The organism is Corynebacterium sp. UMB9976 (assembly GCF_030212265.1).
GTDB lineage: Bacteria > Actinomycetota > Actinomycetes > Mycobacteriales > Mycobacteriaceae > Corynebacterium.
Genome location: NZ_JASODY010000006.1, coordinates 1 through 20462 on the forward strand (window position 1 = coordinate 1; position 20462 = coordinate 20462).

General features: G+C 64.0%; 23 protein-coding genes and 1 pseudogene. 11 read left to right on the forward strand and 13 right to left on the reverse strand.

Annotated features, from left to right (window positions below):
- The first annotated feature begins 167 nt into the window (after window positions 1–167).
- Window positions 168–1703, forward strand: coding sequence for an MFS transporter (locus QP140_RS04425; RefSeq protein WP_284758418.1), 1536 nt, complete (start codon window positions 168–170; stop codon window positions 1701–1703).
- Between the two features lie 91 nt (window positions 1704–1794).
- On the opposite strand, the gene QP140_RS04430 is transcribed toward QP140_RS04425, so the two are convergent.
- Entirely contained in the window at window positions 1795–2916 is a 1122-nt protein-coding gene (locus tag QP140_RS04430) for a pseudouridine synthase (RefSeq protein ID WP_284758420.1), read from the reverse strand.
- Between the two features lie 21 nt (window positions 2917–2937).
- Here QP140_RS04430 and QP140_RS04435 point away from each other — a divergent pair, with 21 nt between their 5' ends.
- From QP140_RS04435 to QP140_RS04445, 3 genes are all read left to right on the forward strand, one after another.
- Window positions 2938–3096, forward strand: coding sequence for a hypothetical protein (locus QP140_RS04435; RefSeq protein WP_246818008.1), 159 nt, complete (start codon window positions 2938–2940; stop codon window positions 3094–3096).
- 146 nt (window positions 3097–3242) lie between these two features.
- Window positions 3243–4148 carry a universal stress protein gene (locus QP140_RS04440; protein ID WP_070758241.1) on the forward strand — a complete coding sequence of 302 codons (906 nt, stop codon included), beginning with the start codon at window positions 3243–3245 and terminating at the stop codon, window positions 4146–4148.
- Window positions 4149–4238: 90 nt separating this feature from the next.
- Complete coding sequence (locus QP140_RS04445; RefSeq protein WP_070758243.1) at window positions 4239–4916, forward strand: TetR/AcrR family transcriptional regulator; 678 nt, start codon at window positions 4239–4241, stop codon at window positions 4914–4916.
- A 95-nt stretch (window positions 4917–5011) separates the two neighbouring features.
- Here QP140_RS04445 and yidC read toward each other — a convergent pair whose 3' ends face one another.
- Entirely contained in the window at window positions 5012–5959 is a 948-nt protein-coding gene (gene yidC, locus QP140_RS04450; protein WP_070762030.1) for a membrane protein insertase YidC, read from the reverse strand.
- On the opposite strand from yidC, the gene QP140_RS04455 reads away from it, so the two are divergent.
- Window positions 5958–6779, forward strand: a complete 822-nt coding sequence (locus tag QP140_RS04455; RefSeq protein ID WP_070758247.1) for a class E sortase — start codon at window positions 5958–5960, stop codon at window positions 6777–6779. The two genes, yidC and QP140_RS04455, sit on opposite strands and share 2 nt — an antisense overlap.
- A 3-nt stretch (window positions 6780–6782) precedes the next feature.
- Window positions 6783–6938, forward strand: a complete 156-nt coding sequence (locus tag QP140_RS04460; RefSeq protein WP_168167034.1) for a hypothetical protein — start codon at window positions 6783–6785, stop codon at window positions 6936–6938.
- A gap of 102 nt (window positions 6939–7040) precedes the next feature.
- Here the strand turns inward: QP140_RS04460 and QP140_RS04465 are convergent, their stop codons facing one another.
- The 3 genes from QP140_RS04465 to QP140_RS04475 all read right to left on the reverse strand — a co-directional run bounded on the left by QP140_RS04465 (window position 7041) and on the right by QP140_RS04475 (window position 8812).
- Window positions 7041–7673, reverse strand: coding sequence for a DUF2020 domain-containing protein (locus QP140_RS04465; protein WP_284758423.1), 633 nt, complete (start codon window positions 7671–7673; stop codon window positions 7041–7043).
- 44 nt (window positions 7674–7717) lie between these two features.
- Entirely contained in the window at window positions 7718–8056 is a 339-nt protein-coding gene (locus QP140_RS04470) for a histone-like nucleoid-structuring protein Lsr2 (protein WP_284758425.1), read from the reverse strand.
- Window positions 8057–8188: 132 nt separating this feature from the next.
- Window positions 8189–8812, reverse strand: coding sequence for a DUF6474 family protein (locus QP140_RS04475; protein ID WP_070758253.1), 624 nt, complete (start codon window positions 8810–8812; stop codon window positions 8189–8191).
- Between the two features lie 202 nt (window positions 8813–9014).
- Between QP140_RS04475 and QP140_RS04480 the strand changes: the two genes are divergently transcribed.
- Together QP140_RS04480 and msrA are read left to right on the forward strand one after the other, a co-directional pair.
- The gene (locus tag QP140_RS04480; RefSeq protein WP_284758426.1) at window positions 9015–10646 is read left to right on the forward strand and encodes a TM0106 family RecB-like putative nuclease; all 1632 of its coding nucleotides are present in this window, start codon (window positions 9015–9017) and stop codon (window positions 10644–10646) included.
- Between the two features lie 40 nt (window positions 10647–10686).
- Entirely contained in the window at window positions 10687–11382 is a 696-nt protein-coding gene (gene msrA / locus QP140_RS04485; RefSeq protein ID WP_070758723.1) for a peptide-methionine (S)-S-oxide reductase MsrA, read from the forward strand.
- Between the two features lie 166 nt (window positions 11383–11548).
- Here the strand turns inward: msrA and QP140_RS04490 are convergent, their stop codons facing one another.
- Window positions 11549–12151 carry a superoxide dismutase gene (locus QP140_RS04490; protein WP_284758427.1) on the reverse strand — a complete coding sequence of 201 codons (603 nt, stop codon included), beginning with the start codon at window positions 12149–12151 and terminating at the stop codon, window positions 11549–11551.
- 176 nt (window positions 12152–12327) lie between these two features.
- Complete coding sequence (locus QP140_RS04495; protein ID WP_284758428.1) at window positions 12328–13302, reverse strand: patatin-like phospholipase family protein; 975 nt, start codon at window positions 13300–13302, stop codon at window positions 12328–12330.
- An 88-nt stretch (window positions 13303–13390) separates the two neighbouring features.
- On the opposite strand from QP140_RS04495, the gene QP140_RS04500 reads away from it, so the two are divergent.
- Both QP140_RS04500 and QP140_RS04505 read left to right on the forward strand, forming a co-directional pair.
- Entirely contained in the window at window positions 13391–14164 is a 774-nt protein-coding gene (locus tag QP140_RS04500) for a glycerophosphodiester phosphodiesterase (RefSeq protein WP_284758429.1), read from the forward strand.
- A 50-nt stretch (window positions 14165–14214) separates the two neighbouring features.
- A complete protein-coding gene (locus tag QP140_RS04505; RefSeq protein WP_284758430.1) occupies window positions 14215–15132 on the forward strand; it encodes a DUF5926 family protein in 918 nt (305 codons plus the stop codon).
- Between the two features lie 131 nt (window positions 15133–15263).
- Here QP140_RS04505 and QP140_RS04510 read toward each other — a convergent pair whose 3' ends face one another.
- The 5 genes and pseudogenes from QP140_RS04510 to nrdI all read right to left on the reverse strand — a co-directional run bounded on the left by QP140_RS04510 (window position 15264) and on the right by nrdI (window position 19174).
- Window positions 15264–16790 carry an LCP family protein gene (locus QP140_RS04510; protein WP_284758431.1) on the reverse strand — a complete coding sequence of 509 codons (1527 nt, stop codon included), beginning with the start codon at window positions 16788–16790 and terminating at the stop codon, window positions 15264–15266.
- A gap of 60 nt (window positions 16791–16850) precedes the next feature.
- Window positions 16851–16961, reverse strand: a pseudogene (locus tag QP140_RS10415) (CPBP family intramembrane glutamate endopeptidase); the annotation flags it as partial.
- 18 nt (window positions 16962–16979) lie between these two features.
- Window positions 16980–17555: an NADPH-dependent FMN reductase gene (locus tag QP140_RS04515; RefSeq protein WP_284758432.1), complete on the reverse strand. Its 576-nt coding sequence runs from the start codon at window positions 17553–17555 to the stop codon at window positions 16980–16982.
- 93 nt (window positions 17556–17648) lie between these two features.
- Window positions 17649–18653, reverse strand: coding sequence for a class 1b ribonucleoside-diphosphate reductase subunit beta (nrdF, locus tag QP140_RS04520; protein WP_284758433.1), 1005 nt, complete (start codon window positions 18651–18653; stop codon window positions 17649–17651).
- Window positions 18654–18718: 65 nt separating this feature from the next.
- Window positions 18719–19174 carry a class Ib ribonucleoside-diphosphate reductase assembly flavoprotein NrdI gene (gene nrdI, locus QP140_RS04525; RefSeq protein ID WP_317209580.1) on the reverse strand — a complete coding sequence of 152 codons (456 nt, stop codon included), beginning with the start codon at window positions 19172–19174 and terminating at the stop codon, window positions 18719–18721.
- Between the two features lie 205 nt (window positions 19175–19379).
- Between nrdI and QP140_RS04530 the strand changes: the two genes are divergently transcribed.
- Complete coding sequence (locus QP140_RS04530) at window positions 19380–19652, forward strand: hypothetical protein (protein ID WP_012359396.1); 273 nt, start codon at window positions 19380–19382, stop codon at window positions 19650–19652.
- 16 nt (window positions 19653–19668) lie between these two features.
- On the opposite strand, the gene QP140_RS04535 is transcribed toward QP140_RS04530, so the two are convergent.
- Window positions 19669–20451 carry a metal-dependent transcriptional regulator gene (locus QP140_RS04535; protein ID WP_148811502.1) on the reverse strand — a complete coding sequence of 261 codons (783 nt, stop codon included), beginning with the start codon at window positions 20449–20451 and terminating at the stop codon, window positions 19669–19671.
- Window positions 20452–20462: the final 11 nt, after the last annotated feature.

The window sequence follows — 20462 nt, forward strand, 5'->3', positions numbered from 1 at the left end:
TGCGACGTGTTGTTGGTTGTTCCCGTTTAGTACGGGTGATGATCGACAGCCCGTCGCACCACCACTTTTTTATTGCCCTATAGCCCCCAAACCAACGGGGGCTTTTGGTGTCTCAACCCTAGATACCCGAACCGGAGTGAATTCGAAGAAGCTGGACGGCGCACAAAATGAACGAAATCGCCAAGGACCCACGCCGCTGGTTCCTCCTCGCCACCGTCGGCATGGGAGTGTTCCTCGTCTGCCTGGACAACACAGTCCTCTACACCGCCCTCCCAACCATCGTCGCGGAACTCGATGCCACCGCACCCCAGATGCTGTGGATCATCAACGCCTACCCCATCGTCATCTGTGGGCTTCTCCTGGGCACCGGCACCCTCGGCGACAAAGTCGGCCACCGGCGCCTGTTCATCATCGGCCTCAGCATCTTCGGTCTCGCGTCCGTGCTGGGCGGTTATAGCCCCAATGTCGCCACCCTCATTACCGCCCGGGGCCTGCTGGCCATCGGCGCTGCCACCATGATGCCCGCCACTCTCGCCCTCATCAGGCATACCTTCGAAGAACCAGCCGAGATGAACCTCGCGATCGGCATCTGGTCGGCCCTCGCCACCCTCGCCGCCGCGTTCGGCCCGGTGGTCGGCGGTCTCCTCCTCGAATACTTTCGTTGGGGCTCCGTCTTCCTCATGAACGTCCCCATCGTCCTAGCTGCGCTCATCGCGCTGCCCTTCGTCTCCAAACGCGACGAACCCAATCCGGACCAGGCCTGGGACTTCCGTTCAGTCCTGCAGGCAATGATCCTGCTGGTCTCCTTTGTGCTCTTCATCAAGCAGCTTGCGCACCGACCCGTCGACTGGACGGTCGTCGCCATCGCCATTGCGGTGGCGCTGATCTTCGGCTTTCGGTTCACGAAGCGTCAGGGCAAATTGCAAGAGCCGCTCTTGGACTTCGGCATCTTCCGCTCCCCGCCATTCCTCTCCGGCGTCTTCGGCGCAGGACTGGCGATGTTCGCGGTCGCTGGCTTCGACTTCCTCACCACCCAGCGCCTCCAGCTGATTGACGGCTTCAGCCCACTGCACGCAGGCGTGTACGTCACCATCGTCGCTGTTGGATCCCTGATCAGTTCCCTCACCGCCGGCCGACTGTACACCGTTCATGGCGCGAGGCCGTTCATCGCCGGGGGCATGGCAGTGGGCGCCCTTGGTGCGATCATTGTTGCCGTTGGCTCCAAGGCTAATTCCAACGCAGTGATCCTCACCGGGCTCGGGATTCTTGGGATTGGGCTCGGTGCGTCCATGGCCGTGTCATCGATCGCGATGATTGGAGGGGCACCACCGAACCGTGCAGGTATGGCCTCCTCGATCGAGGAGGTCTCCTACGAGCTCGGTGCGCTGATGTCCGTCGCCATCCTCGGCAGTGCGATTACCCTCGTCTACTCCATTTTTTACGACGTCAACGCGCCCGCCCTCGCAGGCTCCCACGGATCTGCGGGGCACGAGCCGAATGTCAGCCTCCAGGACGCCGTCCAATTCGCCGCCGGTCTTCCCGACGGCTCCGTGAAGGCAACGGTTCTCCAGCATGCGCACGACTCCTACCTCAGCGCATATACCCTGACAGCCCTCATTGTTGTCCTCGTGTTGGCCGCAGGCGCGCTGTACACGAACCGGTTGCTGCGCCGACGCGAGCCCGGCGAATCGGAGATTGTCTAAAGCAGCGTCGCCAAGCTGTCCTGGGGCCGTTAGCCGGCCGCTGGCGGTCCTCTTCCCGAGACGTCCCGGGACGGCCTGAGACAGCGACCGCCTAGATCGTCGAGAACTCGCGTAGCTCACCGGTCAATGGATCCTCGAAACGCAAACGCTGAGCCGTTAGCTCCATTGGGCGGCTGAAATCCTCCTCGCCAGCAAATGGTGGGCTCGGCAGCGGTCCGCTCGGGTCGTGTAGTGCCGCATCCGAAAGCTCCTCGTAGAGAGGGTCATTGAGGATCGGCAGCCCTAGGCTCCGCAGGGCGACGCGAAGCTGGTGGGTCTTGCCCGTCTCCGGCACCAGTTCCCAGACCAGCACCTCCCGCTCCCGAGGGGTGGGGTCCGTGGCGGTTGCGAGCGTGCGGCGCTCAGCTCGCAACCCCACCACCTTGGTCAGCGCATTCGGTGGTGTGGGAAACATATCGTGACCAGGGGAGGCGTCCGCCGAGCCGGACTCTTGAGCGGCGCAAGCCTCGATCGCCGCAGCCTCTGGTTCGACAAGATAAGTGGCCAGCCGGCCCCGTTCCTTCACCATGTGGTGGCGAAGCAGCCACGGCTGTTCCGGCGTCGGCGCGAGCCACTCCCGCCATCCCCGGAATCGTGGGAGAGGAGAGAAGGGCGCCTGATCAGCCGGCAGAGTCACGGCCTCGTAGGTCTTCTCCGGTACCCGTTCATCGAAGAGGCGCTGGTACGGGCCCCGAACCTCGGGCCGCATCGTGAACATCAATACGCCACGGGTCAGCCGGTCCAGCCGGTGGGCCGGGCTCAGCTCGGGGATTCCGAATTGCCGGCGTGCTCGGACCAGGGCGGTCTCCACGATGTGCTGGCCTCGCGGCAAAGTCGCCATGAAAGGCGGCTTATCAACCACCAGCAGGTTGGCGTCCTGAAAAAGGAGGCGCAATTGACCAGGGACCGGGCGCTCGGGGGCGGGTCGGCGGTAGAAGTTGATGTAGCGACCGGGGCGGATGACGTCGCTGGGGGAGAGGGGGCGACCGGCGTCGTCGACGACCTCCCCAGCGGCAAAGCGTTCCAGCAGGGCGGCCTCGTCGTCCTCGGGGTGGCGGTGGCGCTGGGCAGAGATGAGCTCGCGGAGGAAGTCGAGGGCCGTGGTGGGCTCCGCCGTATGCGGCAAGGCCACCCGGGAGGGATTGAGGCCATCCTTAATTGCGAGGGGAACCATTAGGGTGCTAAAACTTTCTTCATGGATCTCAACGTGATTATGAACTCGCTCGCCAGCTTCTTCGCTACCGACTTCGGCCGTGTGGTCAAGGGCTTCCTCCAGGTGCTTTGGGAGCTGATCTCCCCATCCAACGCACCGGGCGCCCACGACGTCCCGCTGCCGGAGCCTAAGAAGCCTTAATTCACCACAAGACCCCTCCAAAAAAGGGGTCTTTTTCGTCTGATTCCTCCGGTTATTGGAAATCAATTCATTGCGGTAGCGAGCGCAATGAAAAGCCAGGATAATGGGGGTAGGACAAAAGTTCTATTGGGAAGGACACAGTCGCGATGAGCGATCAGCCACAGAATACCAACTCCGGACGCGAGATTATCGTCGCAGTGGACGGCTCCGAGGCCAGCAACACCGCTGTTCTCTGGGCAGCTAACGCCGCGCTGAAGCGCAATCAGCCGCTGAAGCTCGTCTCCGCGTACACCATGCCGCAGTTCATGTACGCCGACGGCATGGTTCCGCCGCAGGAGCTTTACGACGACCTCGAGGGTGAGGCTAACGATCGCATCGAGACCGCCCACGAGCTGGTTCGCAACTTCAACGCGGATATTAAGGTCTCCCACGCGGTGAAGGAGGGCTCCCCAGTGGACATCCTCCTGAACTTCTCCCGCGACGCGGAGATGATCGTCATGGGCTCCCGCGGCCTGGGTGGGCTTTCCGGCCTGGTGATGGGCTCCGTCTCCTCCGCGGTCGTCTCCCACGCCGACTGCCCGGTCGTGGTCGTGCGCAAGGATAGCGACGTCAGCGAGGAGTCCAAGTACGGCCCGGTCGTTGTCGGTGTCGACGGCTCCGAGGTGTCCCGCCAGGCGATGGAGCAGGCCTTCCGCGAGGCATCTGCCCGCGGCGCTAGCCTCACCGCCGTGCACGCCTGGAATGACTCCCAGTTCTACGCCTCCTACGCGGGCCTCAACGCCGGCGAGCAGGAGAAGGCCGAGCACATCGCCCTGCTGAAGCAGGAGATCGCGCCGTTCGCTGAGCGTTACCCGGACGTGAAGGTCACCGAGATCATCGCTCGTGATCGTCCGGTCGGCGCCCTGCAGGACGAGGCTGAGGGCGCGCAGCTGCTCGTCCTGGGTTCCCACGGTCGCGGTGGCTTCCGCGGCATGCTGCTGGGCTCCACCTCCCGCGCGCTGCTGCAGTACGCGCCGTGCCCGATGATGGTCGTGCGTCCACGCAACAAGTAGGATGCTTGACTGAGTTCTTTTCCCCTGGCCTGACTACCCATGGCCGGGGGAGAACTTTATTGACTGAAAAGAAGAGGAAGTGACCGAGGGATGGGGCCCGCCAAAAAGGCCACGGCGAAGAAAGCTGCGGTGAAGAAGACCACCGCCAAGAAGGCCACGAAGAAGGCCACCTCCAGGCGGCGTAACCGCCCGGGGCCTCGGCAGCGCCTGCTGGCCAGCGCCACGAACCTCTTCACCACCGAAGGCATCCGCGTGATCGGCATCGACCGCATCCTCCGGGACGCGGACGTCGCCAAGGCCAGCCTCTACTCCCTCTTCGGCTCCAAGGACAACCTCGTGGTCGCCTACCTCGAGGCGCTCGACCAGAAGTGGCGCGAGGACTGGGAGGAGCTCGCCAAGGATCGCGAGAAGCCGGAAGAGCGCATCATCGCCTTCTTCGACCTGTGCATCAAGACCGAGCCGGAGAATAACTACCGCGGCTCTCACTTCCAGAACGCCGCCAGCGAATACCCGCGCCCGGAGGTGGAATCCGAGGTGCGCATCCGCGAGGCCGCGATGGCTCACCGCACCTGGGTTCGCGAGACCATGGCCGAGCTGCTCACCGAACGCTTCGGTTACACCTCCCGCTCGCTGGCTGATCAGCTGATGATCTTTCTCGACGGTGGCCTCGTGGGCTCGAAGATGAACCGCCACGTCGGCCCTCTGGAGACCGCTCGGGACATGGCCAAGCAGCTGCTGCTCACGGTCCCGATGAGCTACTACATCTAGCCAGGGCCAGAGCCTGGGCTCACCCGCGCCGCTGCGTCGGCCGTATTTCGCCGTGGCACAAGCAGTTGGGTGCTAGTTGCGAGTACTAGTTGCGGCTAGCGGCGGTGCCGACCGGTGCGCCGCTTCTGCCGCTTAGCGACCCTCTTCTCCTCTTTCTTCTCCATGCGGCGCTGCAGCTGCAGCTCGTTGTGGGCGTGGAATTCCTCCGTATACGGGTGGGTCTTATCGCTCCACAGGTGGATGCCCTGCGTGATCGTCAGCGTGCACAGGTTATTTGTCAGCCAGTACACGAAGACCATCACCGGCAGTGGGCCCAGCAGCCCAAACAGGATCGGCATGAAGAACACGATCGGCAGCATCACCTTCAGCAGTCCCAGCGCGAAATAACTGAACCCCTGGTTCGGGTCCATCGTCGCCTTCGTCCGCCGGATCGAGAAGATCAGGTTCGTCGCCGTGAACGTACTGGCAAGCAGCACCATCGGCAACGCCACCCGCAACACGCTCGCCTGATCCGTACCCAGGTTCGCCAGGGACTGCTCCGGCATCTGAACGTAGGTGATCAGCGGGACGCCGAAGATGCGGGCATGCATGAAGGTGTAGACGTCCTCGTCGGAAAGAGGCCCGAAACCCTGCAGGTTATTCGGATCCACCACGCCGTTCGGGCGCGCCACCCGCAGCAGCATGCGGTACAGGCCGATGAACACGGGGATCTGGATCAGCGCCGGAAGGCAGCCGTCCCGCATCCGGTAGCCGCCCTCGAGCTGCATCTGCTTGCGCCGCTTGTTGAGCTCCTTGCGGGACTCCGCGTCAGTGCGCCCGGCATACTCCTGGCTCAGCTCGTGCAACTGCGGGCGCAGATTGGCGAGATTACGGGAGGAGCGGATCTGGCGCAGGGTCAACGGCGCGAGCAGGCTACGCACCGTCAGCACCAGGAAAATCACCGCCACGATCCAGGCCACGCTGGGGGCAATGCCGAAGACCTTGGTGAAAAGCACGTGCCAGAGCTTCAGCACCAGCGCAACCGGGTATTCGACGATAATCATGAAAAGAACCTTAGCGTGTAACGTAATGCGCATGAGCGACGGTAAACACCGCCGGAAGCTGGACCCGATCAGCGTCCTTGGCGAAATCTTCGTAACCTTCGGGGTGATCGCCCTGCTCTTCGCATTCTACGAGGTGTACTGGACCGATATCTCCTCGGGACGCGAGCAGGCCCTCGTGGCAGGAGACCTCGATAACCAGTGGGATTCCCGGAACCCGCGGCCGCTCACGGAGATCACCGAAGGCGCGGCCTTCGCACGTCTGCACATCCCCTCCTTCGGCAGCGATTTCAACTTTGCCGTGGTCAAAGGCACCAGCGATGCTGACCTGACGAAGGGGCCGGGCCAATACCTCGAGAGCCAGGACCCCGGCGAGCGGGGCAACTTCGCGATGGCCGGCCACCGCGTCGGACGCGGATCCCCGTTCAACGACCTGGGCCTGCTGAAGACCTGCGACACCGTCGTCGTCGAGACCGCCGGATCGTGGAACATCTACCGGGTGCTTCCCATCGACGTTCCTGCCGATCAGCGCCAGGCCGCGGCGGCGGAGTGCCTGCCCGAGAACCTTGCGGAACAGATGTCCAGCGGGCCGTATGCGGGCATTCAGGGGCGCCACATCACCCTGCCCAGCGACATCAACGTCATCAACCCGATCCCCGGGGCGCCCGGGCTGGAGGTCGGGCCCGAGGACGCGGCCCTGCTGACGATGACCACCTGCCACCCGCAGTTCTCTGATGCGGAGCGCATGATCGTCCACGCTGTTCTCGAGAAGAAGGAACCCAAGTCCCCCGGCTACGTGCCGGCAGAGCTCACGGAGGTCTAGACCATGTACGCCGCACTCTGGAGAATGCTGCCCGGCCCGTGGTGGGTGAAGCTGATCATCACGCTCGTGGTGCTGGTCGCCATCTTCCTCCTGCTGATGGAGGTAGTTTTCCCGTATATCGGCCCGATGATGCCGTGGACGAGCGTGGCCGTGGACTAAGCGGGCCGCTGGCGGGGCCTTAAGTGACCGCCAGCGTCGCAGGCGCGCCGGGGGCAGCTGTGCGGGAGCTGCGGAGGACCAGGGTAGTGGGGGACGCTCGGCTTAGAGCTTGAGGTTCTTGATCGTCTCCGTGGCGATCTGCTCCGCCTTCAGGGACTGCTCCTGGGCGGTGAAGACGACGACGGCGGTCTGGTCCTTCCACACCGCGTAGACGGCACCCTCGCCGTCCTTGCCGCCGCTGCGGCCGCCGCTCCAGCCCTCGGGCTTCAGCGCTTTCAGTGTGGAGTCCACGGGGGCGGCGTGGTCGACGACGGCGACGGCGTCCTTATTGCTGGTCATGTGGCGCACCATGACTTGTGCCTGAGGGACGTCCTCGTAGGACCAGAAGACGCACGCCGGCGGATCGAAGCGTCCGTCGAGGCCCGTGGCGGTCCACCGCTGGCCCGTGGTCGTCTGCAGCCACTCGCCGTCGAGATAAGGGCAGCGGGTTTCGGAGTCGCCCTGCCCCACTGGTGCGGGCAGGGTATCGACGGGCAGCTCGGTGCCCTTCACTCCCGGGACCGGTTCGCCGGGCAGGAGACCGTCCTTCGACTGCAGGGCTTCCGTGTTCTGCTCTGGCTTATCGCCGCCAATCGCAGAACAGCCCGCCATCGCGAGGGAGCCGATGAGCAGAATAGCTGCACTGGCTCGCGCGACGGGGCGGGCTGGAGAAATGCGAAGGGTAGAAAGCGCCATGGTCGAAATACTAGTGCGCGCAGCGCGTTTTCACGAAGTGTGTTTTAGGAGTGTGCTGCGTCGTACTTATCGACAATATCCTGCGGCATGCGGCCGCGGTCGGAAACCTGAAGGCCGTTAGCCTGTGCCCATTCGCGGATAGCTCGGTTGCGCTCTGGGCTATTGGTGCTCTGCGGCGCGCGGCGGGCATTGGTGCGCTGAACGCGGCGGGCGACTGCAATGTAGGGAGCGAGCGCTTCCTCGAACTTCTCCCGGTTCGCGGTCGAGACGTCCATCGAGTAGGTCACGCCATCAACGGCGAACTCTACGACATTAACGTCCTCCGCGGCGAGTGGCGCGTTATCGATATCGTCAAAATACTGGGTGATCTCTTTGCGTGCCATTGTGTGCAGCAACTCCTGAATCGATGATTTAGGGATTTTAAAGAAATGCTACCCAATATTCGATTAGAAAGAAATGGCCATTAAAGAATGGTCGAAGAAAGCGGCTAATAAGTAGCCAAGATCACGTGGTTGCTAACCACGCTTGGTGGCGATCTGCGCCTCGACGAGATCGAGCTCCTTAGATACGGATTCCAGAACTCGCTTGCGCTGGTCTTCGCCCATCGAGCCAGCATTATCAATAGCCTCGATCAGAACATCCATGCGGTCATTGACGTCCTTAGCGAAACCGGAAGGCACGCCCTTGTCCACGGACTTCTGGATCTGCTTAATGCGTGCGCGCTGCGGGGCGCCGTCCGCTGGGAAGGAACGCAGCGCAGACGCAGCAGCGCCGCGAGCCTGCGTGGTGACGGTGCCCTTGCCCTGCAGCTGGGTTAGCGCGCGATACACCAGCGGAACCACCACCGGGGCAGCGACGCGCGAGGCACCAATGAAGCGCAGCACGTTGCGGGAGTTGAAGCGGCCGGCCTTGAGCTGCTCGATGGACGCCTTCGCCATCTGCTCCTCGTGCTTACGGCGGTTCTTCAGCTCCTTAGCGTCGAGCTTGCGCACCTGCTTGGCGGTCTTGCGGAGGTACTTCTCCTTAGCCTTCTCCAGCTTCGCGGCCTCCTTGGCATCCACCTTGGCCCGAGTCTTTGCGGCCTTAAACGCAGCCTTGCGTTCGATACGGCGCTTCCGCAGATTCTTGAATAGACCCATGATTCTCCTCATTAATGCGATTAGTCGCGGTACACACACGCCAAGCCCTCGCCAGGCTTGGGAAAAATGGCTAACTTCCCACCACTTTAGCGAACGCGTGGCGACCCGCGGGGCAATACCGGGGTGGGGCGGATGCAGTCGTAGGCTGGCGGCTTTCCGCGCTTCGGCCGCAGGGGTGCTCCCCGGCTAAGCTAGGGCAGTTGTGAGTTACTTCTTGTCCGAGCAGGCGGGGCTCAGCCCCTCCGACGTGGTTGGGTGCCGCCACCGTGCGCTACTGCGCCGGGCGTTGGGCGGCCAGACCACCCGCCTGTACTTGGACAGCGATTGGGAGCACCTCGCCGAGCGTGTCGCGAGCCGGATCTCAGCGTGGCGCCGGCGCTCCTACGTCTTTGCCCAGTTGCCCACCGCGCCCCGGATCGGCGATAAGCTCCGCCCCACCCTCAGCGAGATCGCCGACGGGGAGAACGCGGTGGAGGAGACCCTGGAGGCGCTGGCGCGCGGGGATCGGCTGATCCTCAACCCGGCCCTCGAGCACGACGGGATCGAAGCTCACGTGGACCTCCTGGTGCGCATGGACCCCGGGGTGGCGCTCGAGACCGCGGCCTACGCGCCAGTCATCATCACCGGGCACAACGCGACCCGCCCTGCGAAGAACCGCCACCGTGCGGATTGCCGCGTCGTCTCCGTCGATGCACTCGGCTTGGGGCGCCCTGCCGCAACGACGCTGCGTCACCGCACCGTGGCCAGCGATGCCCAGCGCCTAGGGATGGCGAATATGATCCTGCTGAGCTGGGGTTTCGCTAGCTCCGACGTGGGCATCATCGGCCGCAGCCCGGGTGCGGAACCCGACGGCTCCCGCTGCTACTTCTTCGACGCCCAGCGCCTGTACCCCGGGTTATTCGCGGCTTTCTCCGAGCCCATCCCAACAGCGCCCTCCCGGGTCAAGGAGTGCCAGACCTGCGAGTTCCATAATCACTGCCGTGCTCAGCTGCTCCAGACGCAGGACATTTCGCTGCTGCTGCCGGGGGACCGCAACCGGCCGTGGCGGGATAAGGGCATTAATACGTTGCCCGCGCTCGCTGCCGCCGGGGCGGGGGAGGCCAGCGCTCTGGCTGCGGCCTGGATGCGCGCCGAGGTGGCCATCCGACGGCCGGTGCAGCAGTGGTACCGCGGGCCGCTGGTTCTCCCACAGGGCCAGGAGCCAGTGGAGATCGACGTGGACATGGAGGCCCACCCGAGCCGTGGAACCTTCCTCTGGGGCACCTTCGACGGCCACCAATACGTGGCCTTCTCTGATTTCAGCCGGACGGGGGATGAGGGCCGCCACGTCGCAGAGATGTGGGACTGGCTGATGTGGCGCCGGGAACGCGCACACGCCGAGGGCCGGGGATTCCTGATGTGGGTCTACGCCAAACAGGGGGAGCTCTACTGGCTACGCCACTACGCCCGGCTCTACGGCGGTCAGGAGTACGGTAGCCCCAGCGCCGACGGCGGGCAGCGCCAGGTACGGATGCCGACCCTGGCAGAGGTCAACGAATTCATCCAGTCCCCGGAGTTCGGCGACGTCTTCGAGTACGTCTCCCGTGGGCTGCTGGGGACCGGTTCGCTGGGGCTGAAGACGATCGCCCCACTGGCGGGTTTCCACTTTAGCCAGGAGGGCGTGGACGGGAAGGCGGCGGTGGACCTCTTCGAGGTGGCCGTCGCTACCGGCGGGCGCACCGCCGACATCTCCCGGCGGACCCTGGAGCGCTATAACGCGGACGACTGCGTGGCCACCCGCACCGTGCGCGGCTGGTTGCGCCGTGGCGCGCCGGGCATCAGCCTGGTGGAATAGGCAGTAGACAAGCCCTAAGAGCGCGAAGGAGCACGCTGAAGTGGATCTTTTCGAAAGAATGAAGGCCCTGAACACGCCGGGTGCGTACCGGGCGCCGCGGGTCACCGCGGAGACGGCGCTGGCAGGCGGAAGGCACCCGGTGCTACCGGATCCGAAGCCACACGTGGTGCTCGGCACGCCGCTCACCGGTCCCTGGCGGGAGAGGCAGGCGGAGCTCGTGGTAGGTATGGGCTGCTACTGGGGAGCCGAGCGTATCTTCTGGGCTACGGAGGGTGTGGAATCCACCGCCGTGGGCTTCGCTGGCGGATATACCCCGAATCCGACCTACCGCGAAACCTGCACCGGGCGTACTGGCCACACCGAGGCCGTGCGCATCGTCTACGACCCGCAGCGGGTGAGTGCCGCCGAGCTGCTGCGGATCATGTTCGAAAACCACGACCCCACCCAGGGCGACCGGCAGGGAAATGACGTGGGCTCGCAGTACCGCAGTGCGGTGTATGCCCTGGATACGGAGCAGCTCGCCCAGGCGGAGCAGGCTATCGAGGCGTGGCAGCCGGCTTTCACTGAGCGCGGTTTTGGCCCCATCACCACGGAGGTCGCGCTGCTGGCGGATACCCCGGCTGGTGAGTTCTACCTCGCGGAGGATGAGCACCAGCAGTACCTGGCGAAGAACCCGGACGGCTACTGCAACCACGGGCCGAACGGCGTGAGCTGCCAGACGGGCGTGCTCGGCTAAGCGTTCCGGCCGCCGGGCCCAGCCCCGGCACGTAGCAAGTCCGTTGGCGAAAGCGCAGCTGGTGGCGGAACCACCAACGCAAAGAAAAACCGGGCGGGCCACGGTCTCCCGTGAACCCACCCGGTCAAAGCCCGCAGGCTTTAAGAGTTAAGCCTGTGAGTCAGACTTAGTTCTTCGCTGCAGCGAAACGCTCGGCGACGTCCTCCCAGTTGAAGACGTTCCAGACTGCCTTCACGTAGTCAGCCTTGACGTTCTTGTACTGCAGGTAGAAGGCGTGCTCCCACATGTCCAGCATCAGCAGCGGGGTCAGGTTGATGGAGGTCTGGCCCTGCTGGTCGGTCAGCTGCTGGATGACCAGCTGCTCGCTGATGTGGTCGTAACCCAGGACAGCCCAGCCGGAGCCCTGCAGGCCCAGCGCTGCGGAGGAGAACTGGTCCTTGAACTTCTCGTAGGAGCCGAAGTCGCGGTTGATAGCCTCAGCCAGCTCGCCGGTCGGCTCGCCGCCACCGTTCGGGGAGAGGTTCTTCCAGAAGATGGAGTGGTTGGTGTGGCCACCAAGGTTGAACGCAAGGTTCTTGGACAGTGCGCGGATCTGATCCGGGTTGGTGCCCTCCTCACGTGCCTTCTCCATAGCCTCGAGAGCGGCGTTAGCACCCTGCACGTAGGTGTTGTGGTGCTTGGAGTGGTGCAGCTCCATGATCTCGGCCGAGATGTGTGGCTCCAGTGCGTCGTATGCGTATGGGAGCTCAGGCAGCGTGTACTTAGCCATTGTTCAATCAGTCCTTCCGAATTCTTTTGAAAAGGTTCTAATTATTACGAACGGCCGAACCAGTACTTTTATTCCCGCCTGGCCGTTAGTAACCAATTGTGGCGAAAAACCCGGGGCCTCGCAAGGGTGAGACGTCATTAAAGAAAGAGGCAAACAGCGGTGCCACGGGAAGGGCTCTAGGAAAGGCCGAGGAATTCCTTGATGGCCGGCATCTCGCGTCGTGCCTGTTCAAGGCCTTCTTGGTAGGCCAGAGAAAGCTTCACCGGATTGCGATCCTGATTGCTGATATTCATGATTTCAGGGATAAAAAGATACGCCTTACCCTGCTTCTCCAGCTCGAAGAGGTAATCCCGAGTCTCGTTATAACGCACGTGACGGTCGGCGATGGAGTCCAGCAGCGCCGGGTACTGCCCGTGCGTACGGCGCAGCAGCCACAGCGCGCGCCCCGCCGCGGACTTCCGGTACATCCGGGTGCGGGTCATGATCACGAGGAAGCGGTCGTAACCGTCCTGCATCGCGGCGTCGACGGGGATGCCACCGGTGGGGCCGAACGCACCGTCGAACCACGGTTGCCCGTCGACCTCGGTGGCCGGCATGAAGACCGGGAGGGAAGAAGACGCGCGGGCTCGGAGCAGGAAGTCCTCCGGGCTGTGAATCGACTCCCGGCCCCAGTGCTTCGTCTCGCCCGTCAGCGCGTTGAAGCCGGAGATGCGGTACTGCACCGGTGAGCTATCGAAAATTTCCCAGTCCATGCCCATCGGCTGGCCCGGCATGCCGGCCTCGCCGTAGATATAGCCCGCGTTGAAGAAGCCATCCCCGCGCAGCCAGGCCCGCCAACCGCCGAAATTCGGGTCGGAGGGGAAGGTGGTGAAGGTCTTGCGCATCCGGTCGGTGGTGCGGGAGACGTAATTAGCCACGTGAGAGGTCGCCGCGGAATTGCCTGTGACGTGGGCGAAGTTCACATTCGATTCCAGCAAGGCCTCCACGAGCGCGGCGGAAAAGACCACGCGCATGGCTCCGCCTTCGAACACCAGCGAGGTGTCCGTGACATTCGGGGTAGGGGCTGCTTCGTGCACGTACCCAAGATTACCCGGCGGCTTCGTGGGGTCGAGAGCGCGGGTGCGGTGCGCGCGGTGGGAGGTCGAGGGCACGACGCGGTTTCAGCGTGGAGCAAGCGTGGAGCAAGCGCGGAACAATCGCGAGACAAAACGCGGCGCACAATCCGGTAGAAAAGGAGGCGTGCAGCACGAGGTGAAAATCATTGCCCACCGTGGTGCGTCCAAGCACCGCCCGGAACACACGATCGGCGCTTACGAGCTCGCGGCCGCCCAGGGCGCGGATGGCTACGAGTGCGATATCCGGCTCACCCGCGACGGCCACGCGGTCTGCATCCACGACCGCACCGTGGACCGCGTCTCTGACGGGACGGGGGCGGTATCCCGCATGACGTTGGCGGAACTCAAGGCCCTTAATTTTGGGACGTCAACCCGGCCGGCTGGTGTGCTGGAGCTGCGAGAGTTGCTGGAATTTCTGCAGGATATGCGGCACAGCGCGGAGGCTGGCAAACCCGAACTATTCATCGAGACCAAGCACCCGCATGTCCGGAGCCTGCAGGTGGAGGCGGAGATGCACCGCCAGTTGGAAGCCGCGGGGCTGGCTGGTGGGGAGGGGATCTACCTGATCAGCTTCGACAGCTGGTCGCTGTGGCGCTCCCGGCAGATCAACCCGCAGGTAGAGCGCATCCAGCTGCGCCGGAAGTACCACCCGCCCGCGCGGCCGCTGCTGCGGGGATCGGGGATCGCGAGGCACGCGGGGTGGTCGATCGAGCAGGCGATGGCGAGCCTTCGGGGCGAGGGGGGTAGTGCTCCGGCGGATTACATCTGGACGGTCGACCAGGCGGAGCAGCTGCGGTGGATCGCCCAGCGAGGGGCCCGATGGGTGGCGACAAACTGCCCCGGGGAGGCTGCGGGCTGGCTGCAAAACTCGGTCGGCGGAGGCGCGGGTCAGGCCTAGTTTTGCGGTGGGGTAGGGGCTTGTCCGCAGGGCAGGTTAGAATCAGCAGCGTGGCTAAGAAAAATAAGAAGAATCAAGACCTGCCCGAGGGCATGAGCCGCCGCCAGGCGAAGCTCGCTGCCCGCGCCGCGGAGCGCGCGAAGCTGCAGCGGGACGCCCGTCCGTACGCGGGCTTCACGATGGAGTCCGACCTCATCGCGCTGCAGGAGTTCGTACCTTCCGCCCGCGTGAAGATCGAGGTCGAGGGGATCGACTTCCCGGTGTCTCTCGTGACCGTCCTGCCGGGCGCGGTGGCGGCGATGCGCCGTGCTGCCGAAGACGGTGGCGAGGGCTTCGTCGCGCTGCAGACGCAGCGCCCGGGCGATAACCCGAACCGTGACCTCGCGTACGCGCTGAACTGGATGAAGACCGCCGAGCCGGGCGCGGCACTCGAGGTCGGCGTGGCCGATGGCAACGAGCCGGAGCTGACCGACCTGCTGGACCCGAAGGCCGACGAGGAGATCGTCGTCGAGCAGGACTTCAACTGGTGGCTGACCGAGGAGCACCAGGACAACCCGCAGGTCGCGGCGACGCTGCGCCGCGCCAACGATTCCGTCCTTCCTTCTGAGAAGGTGCGCGCGGACATCAAGGGCGCTGCCTGGTGGATTGATCCGGGCGAGCGCGCCCACATCCGTTGGGTTCGCCCGGAGGATGAGAACGAGCTGCTCAATGCGCTGGCTCGCGTCCACGCTGCTGGCGAGCTGAACCTCGGCGAGGGCTCCAAGTTCGCGGGCGTGTTCCGCACCCACGGCGTGATGGTTCCGGTGTGGGACCTCGATAACTCCTGGGAGCCGCAGGTCTGGCAGAAGGGCCTGGAGGCGCTCGATAAGAAGATCGCCGAGGCTCTGGCTAATGACTCGGGCCGCTTCACCCCGGAGGAGCAGAAGGCGAAGCAGACGATCGTGTCCCGCGAGGTCACGATTCGCTAAGCCCCTGCTGGGGCTGGGGTCGGGGAGTCCGCTGACGGGGCTCCCCGGCCCCGCTTTTTACCCATGCTGGCCCTCGCGGTGGATGCGCACCGCGGGTGCGGCGCGCTGCGGGCGCGGGGACTTAGCCTGGCTTAGCGCAGGCTGCTGAACAGCTGCTCGGCGGCGGCCTGGTCCCAGAGTAGGACGCTGCCCGCGTAGTTATCCGCGCTGCCCGAGGTCGGAACGACCTCCTGCTTCGCGCCGCGCATCTTCACCCCGAGGCGGGCGAGGTGCCACATGTGATCGCTCTTGTCCACGGTGAGGGATGAGGCGACGCCGCTGACCGTGGGGAAGAGGCGGAAGGGGTTGAAGAGCGTGCCGGGGGAGAGCATCTTCTTGCTCAGCGCGGAGAGCAGCTGACGCTGGCGGCCCGCGCGGTCCAGGTCGCCGCCCGCCGAGGCGTAGCGGGAGCGCACATAGCCCAGGGCATTCGGCCCATCCAGCTCCTGGCAGCCGGCGGGCAGGTTGATGCCCGCCATCGGGTCATCGAGAGGCTCCTCGAGGCACATCTCGACCCCGCCCACGCCGTCCACGGCGTTGGCGAAGCCAGCGAAGCCGACCTCCGCGTAGTGGTCGATCCGCAGCCCCGTGGCCTCCTCGACCGTGCGCTGCAGGAGCGCGGGGCCGCCGAGGGCGAAGGCGGCATTGATCTTATTTTCCCCGTAGCCGGGGATGTTGACGAAGCTATCGCGCGGCAGGCTGATCATCGTGGCCTTCCCCACGAGCGGCAGGTGCACCAGGATGATCGAGTCCGTGCGGCCCTCCGATTCATCGAGCATGCCCGCGGAAAGCCGATCGGCGGTCTCCTGATCCAGTCCGGCGCGGGAGTCCGAGCCGACGAGCAGCCAGTTGGTGCCCGCGGTTCCGCCTACGCGGCCCTCGTAGTTCTGGAGAGCTTCCGTGCGCTGCAGCTGGGAATCCGCCCACAGCAGCGTGCCGCCGCCGATCACCAGGAATAGCGCGAGCAGGAGCATCAGGACCCGGCGGATGCCGAGGCGACGCCGTGGTGCGCGGGTCCGGCCTGTGCGTCGGGGACGGCCACGGCCCGGCTCCATGCGCTGCGGCTGGCGGCCGGGGCCGCCCCAGTCGGCGCCGCGGCCCGCCCCGCCCGCGGGCTGCGGGTATTGCCGGTGCCCCTCCGGCCGGGCGGTGGCTGGGCGCGGGGACTGCTGGTACGCGCCACGTGGCTGGGCCTCCGGGTGTGCCGGGCGGTACGCGCCTTGCTGCGGAGCTGCGGCCGGGTGCGGTGCGTAGCCCCCGCGGCTTTGGCGTGGTCGCTGCGTATCGGCCGGTGGGGCCTGCCGGTAGCGCGGTGGCTCGGGACGCTGGGTTCTCTCTGGACGATGGAGCCCCTCTGCGCGCTCGCTCCTCTCTGGACGCTGGAGCCTTTCGTGGCACCCGCGTTCGGGTCCCGGCGCCGGGGACGGGCGCTGGCCGGCGGCGTCGGGAATATTCGAGCGGACGTAACGCGGCGGCGCGGGCTTTTGACCTGGTCCGGGAGTGCTGGACGTCGCGTTCGACGCGGGACCAGGCGCGGGGCGACGACGCACCGGGCGGCCGAAACGGTCGGTCAGGATCCTGCCATCCCGGTCGCGGGCGTATTCATCGCGTGAGTTCATGGGGACATCTTAGCGGGAGCGTTGCCACGTGGTCACGCGCACCGCCAGCAACACTGGTAACTACAGCCCCAGCCATTCCAAGTTGAGGTGACCGCGGGCGATGGCATTGCCCGCGAAAGCCACCGTGTCGATGAGCCCGTGGGCGACAACCAGCGGCCAGATCCGGCCAGATCCGGGCAGTGCGGCGAGTTACGCCGCAGTCTCCGACACCAGCTGCGCGAAGCGCTGCACGTAGCCTGCCACGAAATCACGGGTGGCTTCGTTATTGAAGGTGCCGTCTTCGGTGAGCAGGGTGGGGGACTGGCCAAGGAAGACTTCCGGTTGCCCCGGGGTCGGCATGTCGAAATAGGAGAGCGCGAGGCGTAGGTTCTTCTGAGAGCTATAGCCACCCATGCGTCCCACGGAGTGGCTGATGATGCCGGCTGGCTTGTTCTTCCATGCGACGTCCCCATTTGGCTTGGAGCCGATGTCTACCGCATTCTTCAGACAGGCGGGGATGGTGCGGTTGTTCTCCGGGGTGACGAAGAGGATGCCGTCGGAGTTTTTGATGATTTCTCGGAACTCGCGGTATGCCTCGGGAACGGGCAGGTCGGTGACGGCGGGGTCGTCGTAGTCGAAGTTATAGAGCGGTAGGTGGCCGATCTCCACGATCTTTACGTCCCAGCTTTTGGGGAAGAAGGTGATGGCTTGCTTCGCGATTTTTCGAGCGAAGGAGCCTGCGCGCAAGCTCCCGACCAGGACACTGACGGTGTGCTGAGAGGACATTCTTGTCTCCCTTTCTGTTCTTGGGGTGTTCTTCTTTTTCTTGGGGGCGTCGGGGGCGGGGCGCGTTCTCCGCTTGGGTGGCGGATGCCGCGCCTAGAACTGCCAGTCGGCATCCTCGGTCTCCTCGGCGATGCCGATGATGTAGGAGGATCCGGAACCGGAGAAGAAATCGTGGTTCTCATCCGCGCCCGGGGTCAGCGCCGAGAGGATTTCTGGGCTGACGCTCGTTTCCGAGCCGGGATAGATTGGGGTGTAGCCCAGGTTCATCAGAGCTTTATTCGCGTTGTATTTCACGAAGCGTTCTACATCCGCCATGAGGCCGAAGGGTTCGTAGAGCTCCGTGGAGTACTCCAACTCCAGCTGGTAGAGCTCCTCAAGGAGCTCGTGCGTGAAATCGGAGAGTTCCGCCGCCCGCTCCGGGTGGCGTTCGATGCCGCGCTGGAATTTATAGCCGGAGTAGTAGCCGTGGACGGCCTTGTCTCGCAGGATGAGGCGGATCATATCCGCGGTATTACTCAGCACCCCGCGGGTGGAGAAGTGCAGCGGCAGGTAAAAGCCGGCGTAGAGCAGCACGGAGGACAGCAGCGTGGCCGAGACTTTCCGCTTCAGCGGATCCTCGCCGAAGTAGTGCACCAGCACCTTGCGGCAGCGGGTCTGCAGAACCTCGTTCTTGACCGCCCAGTCGTAGGCGTCGTTAATTGCGGGCGTGCTGGACAGGGTGGAGAAAACGCTGGAGTAGGAGCGGGCGTGGACTGCCTGCATGAAGGCGATATTGGTGTAGACGGCCTCCTCGTGTTCGGTGAGGGCATCCTGAATCTGGCTGATTTCGCCGACCGTGGCCTGCATGGTGTCCAGTAGGGTCAATCCGGTGAAGACCCGCATAGTGAGGGTTCGTTCCAGGTCAGAGAGTCTGTTCCAATCCGGCAGATCATTGGAGAGGGGTACCTTTTCAGGCAGCCAAAAGTTCGCGGTGAGTCGGAGCCAGACTTCGAGGTCTTTTTCGTCCTGCACTCGGTTCCAGTTGATGGGGCGGATAGGGGTGTGCAGGTCGGTTTTACTCTTGGGCGGGGTGATTGAGCTTTCTAGGGTTTTCTTCATTGAACTCCTTGTAGCTGGTCGGGGTGGGTTTAATCGTTTCTGTCGTTTCTGGGGGGTTGCATGTATTAGGCGTTTTCTTTGCCCTGCTGTGCCCAGAAGGCGTCCAGTCCATTGCGAACCTTCTCGACGTCCTCGTCGGTGCCGAGGAGCTCGAAACGGTAGAGCTCCGGTACTCCGCATTTGCGGGAAATTACAGGACCAGCGATGCAGTAATGCTCCCCAAAGTTGGTATTCCCACTGGTGATTACTCCCCTGATTAGGGCACGGTTTTCTGGGATGTTGAGGAACTGGATCACCTGCTTGGGTACGGCCCCATTGAGCGCTCCGCCGCCATAGGAAGGCAGCAGAAGAACGTAGGGGGCGTTGACTCGGATCATGCCTTCGAGCCTGGGTCTCAAGGGGATGCGCAGTGCGGGGCGTTCCAGGCGTTGAATGAAGCGGTGGGTGTTTTCGGAAGCGCTGGAAAAGTACAGAAGATCTGGGGTTTCTTCTTCTGCTCCAGGTGTGGACGTCGAAGTCATGGCGCCATAATACATGACGACGTAACAAATAGATACCACGCGACCAAGTTGTAACTACGGTGCGTCGAACTTATGCTTGTGGCGTGGAGATACCCCGTCGAAGGGGAGCACTTCGTTCAATCCTAACCCGGGGATTGCGGCACTCTGGAGTGGGGTTTCTACCGCATTTTCAGTGCCAGCACCGCCGAAAAAGAAGGTGAAACTAATGAGAGAACATCCATCTGTACAACGCCACGGTTCCTGGATTGAGAGCATCGCCGTCACAGAACTTCTTCACGACGGCAATCACGCTGAGGCCAAGGAGTTGATTGATAGCTCTGCCTCTCCCGATGAGGTGGTGGGAGATGTTCTGCATTTGTTCTCTCTCTTTTTAAGGCTGCAGAGTGGGGCTCACCCCGAGGAAGTTTCCAGCTTCTTCGAGGCCAGCATGGCTGTTGGTCCGCCACCGATCTTCGGTACCCGCCCCCGCCTGACCTAAGATCCCCGCGCGGTAGTTAGTTCCTGGTTGGGCGCAACACCCAAATTGCCCCCAGAGCGTCTTCGCTGAGGGGAAAGCTTTTTTTACCCGTCACCTGGACCAACACTGAGCCGCTAAAGGGGGCGCCCTGATCCCAGCTGACCTGCATTCCCACCCCCAGGTCCTGGGACTCAAAGAACCGCAGCAGTTCCGAGTTATCGTCGGCAATCCGCACCACCTGGCCCAGCTCGCCCGGAGCTAAGGCGGTCAACGGGGTGGCGTCCGGCATCGCGACCTGACCATCGGCGGAAGGAATCGGATCCCCGTGCGGATCGGTAGCTGGATTGCCCAGCACGTCAGCGAGGCGTTCCACCAGGAAATCGGAGACCGCGTGCTCGAGGTTCTCCGCCTCCGCGTGGACCTGATCCCAGCGGTAACCGAGCGTGTTGAACAGGAAGGTTTCCAGCAGGCGGTGGCGTCGCACCATTGTGAGAGCGACCCGGCGCCCCACGTCGGTGAGGGTAACCTCCCCGTAGGGGGCATGATCCACGAATCCCTGCTCGCGGAGCTTCTTGATCGCATCCGAGGCCGTGGACAGGCGCACCCCGACTTGGGAGGACAGGGCTTTGGCGGTCACGGGGTTCGCACTCCACTCCCGGAGATTCCAAATAGCTTTCAGATAGTCCTGGCTGCTCGTGGAGAGTGAGGCGATGATGGAGGCAAGTGCCTCCGGGTTTAGCGACTGGTTCTGAGTGAAGGGGTCAGCCTGATCAGGAAGGGGATTTTCGGCCTTCTGGCCTGCAGTATTCTCCGGGCGCATGGCCCTTAAGC

Excerpts from the sequence above, each read along its gene's own strand:
- QP140_RS04425 (WP_284758418.1), top strand. The coding sequence starts at position 168 with ATGAACGAAATCGCCAAGGACCCACGCCGCTGGTTCCTCCTCGCCACC.
- QP140_RS04430 (WP_284758420.1), bottom strand. The coding sequence starts at position 2,916 with ATGGTTCCCCTCGCAATTAAGGATGGCCTCAATCCCTCCCGGGTGGCC.
- QP140_RS04435 (WP_246818008.1), top strand. The coding sequence starts at position 2,938 with ATGGATCTCAACGTGATTATGAACTCGCTCGCCAGCTTCTTCGCTACC.
- QP140_RS04440 (WP_070758241.1), top strand. The coding sequence starts at position 3,243 with ATGAGCGATCAGCCACAGAATACCAACTCCGGACGCGAGATTATCGTC.
- QP140_RS04445 (WP_070758243.1), top strand. The coding sequence starts at position 4,239 with ATGGGGCCCGCCAAAAAGGCCACGGCGAAGAAAGCTGCGGTGAAGAAG.
- QP140_RS04455 (WP_070758247.1), top strand. The coding sequence starts at position 5,958 with ATGAAAAGAACCTTAGCGTGTAACGTAATGCGCATGAGCGACGGTAAA.
- yidC (WP_070762030.1), bottom strand. The coding sequence starts at position 5,959 with ATGATTATCGTCGAATACCCGGTTGCGCTGGTGCTGAAGCTCTGGCAC.
- QP140_RS04460 (WP_168167034.1), top strand. The coding sequence starts at position 6,783 with ATGTACGCCGCACTCTGGAGAATGCTGCCCGGCCCGTGGTGGGTGAAG.
- QP140_RS04465 (WP_284758423.1), bottom strand. The coding sequence starts at position 7,673 with ATGGCGCTTTCTACCCTTCGCATTTCTCCAGCCCGCCCCGTCGCGCGA.
- QP140_RS04470 (WP_284758425.1), bottom strand. The coding sequence starts at position 8,056 with ATGGCACGCAAAGAGATCACCCAGTATTTTGACGATATCGATAACGCG.
- QP140_RS04475 (WP_070758253.1), bottom strand. The coding sequence starts at position 8,812 with ATGGGTCTATTCAAGAATCTGCGGAAGCGCCGTATCGAACGCAAGGCT.
- QP140_RS04490 (WP_284758427.1), bottom strand. The coding sequence starts at position 12,151 with ATGGCTAAGTACACGCTGCCTGAGCTCCCATACGCATACGACGCACTG.
- QP140_RS04510 (WP_284758431.1), bottom strand. The coding sequence starts at position 16,790 with ATGAACTCACGCGATGAATACGCCCGCGACCGGGATGGCAGGATCCTG.
- QP140_RS04515 (WP_284758432.1), bottom strand. The coding sequence starts at position 17,555 with ATGTCCTCTCAGCACACCGTCAGTGTCCTGGTCGGGAGCTTGCGCGCA.
- nrdF (WP_284758433.1), bottom strand. The coding sequence starts at position 18,653 with ATGAAGAAAACCCTAGAAAGCTCAATCACCCCGCCCAAGAGTAAAACC.
- nrdI (WP_317209580.1), bottom strand. The coding sequence starts at position 19,174 with ATGACTTCGACGTCCACACCTGGAGCAGAAGAAGAAACCCCAGATCTT.
- QP140_RS04530 (WP_012359396.1), top strand. The coding sequence starts at position 19,380 with ATGAGAGAACATCCATCTGTACAACGCCACGGTTCCTGGATTGAGAGC.
- QP140_RS04535 (WP_148811502.1), bottom strand. The coding sequence starts at position 20,451 with ATGCGCCCGGAGAATACTGCAGGCCAGAAGGCCGAAAATCCCCTTCCT.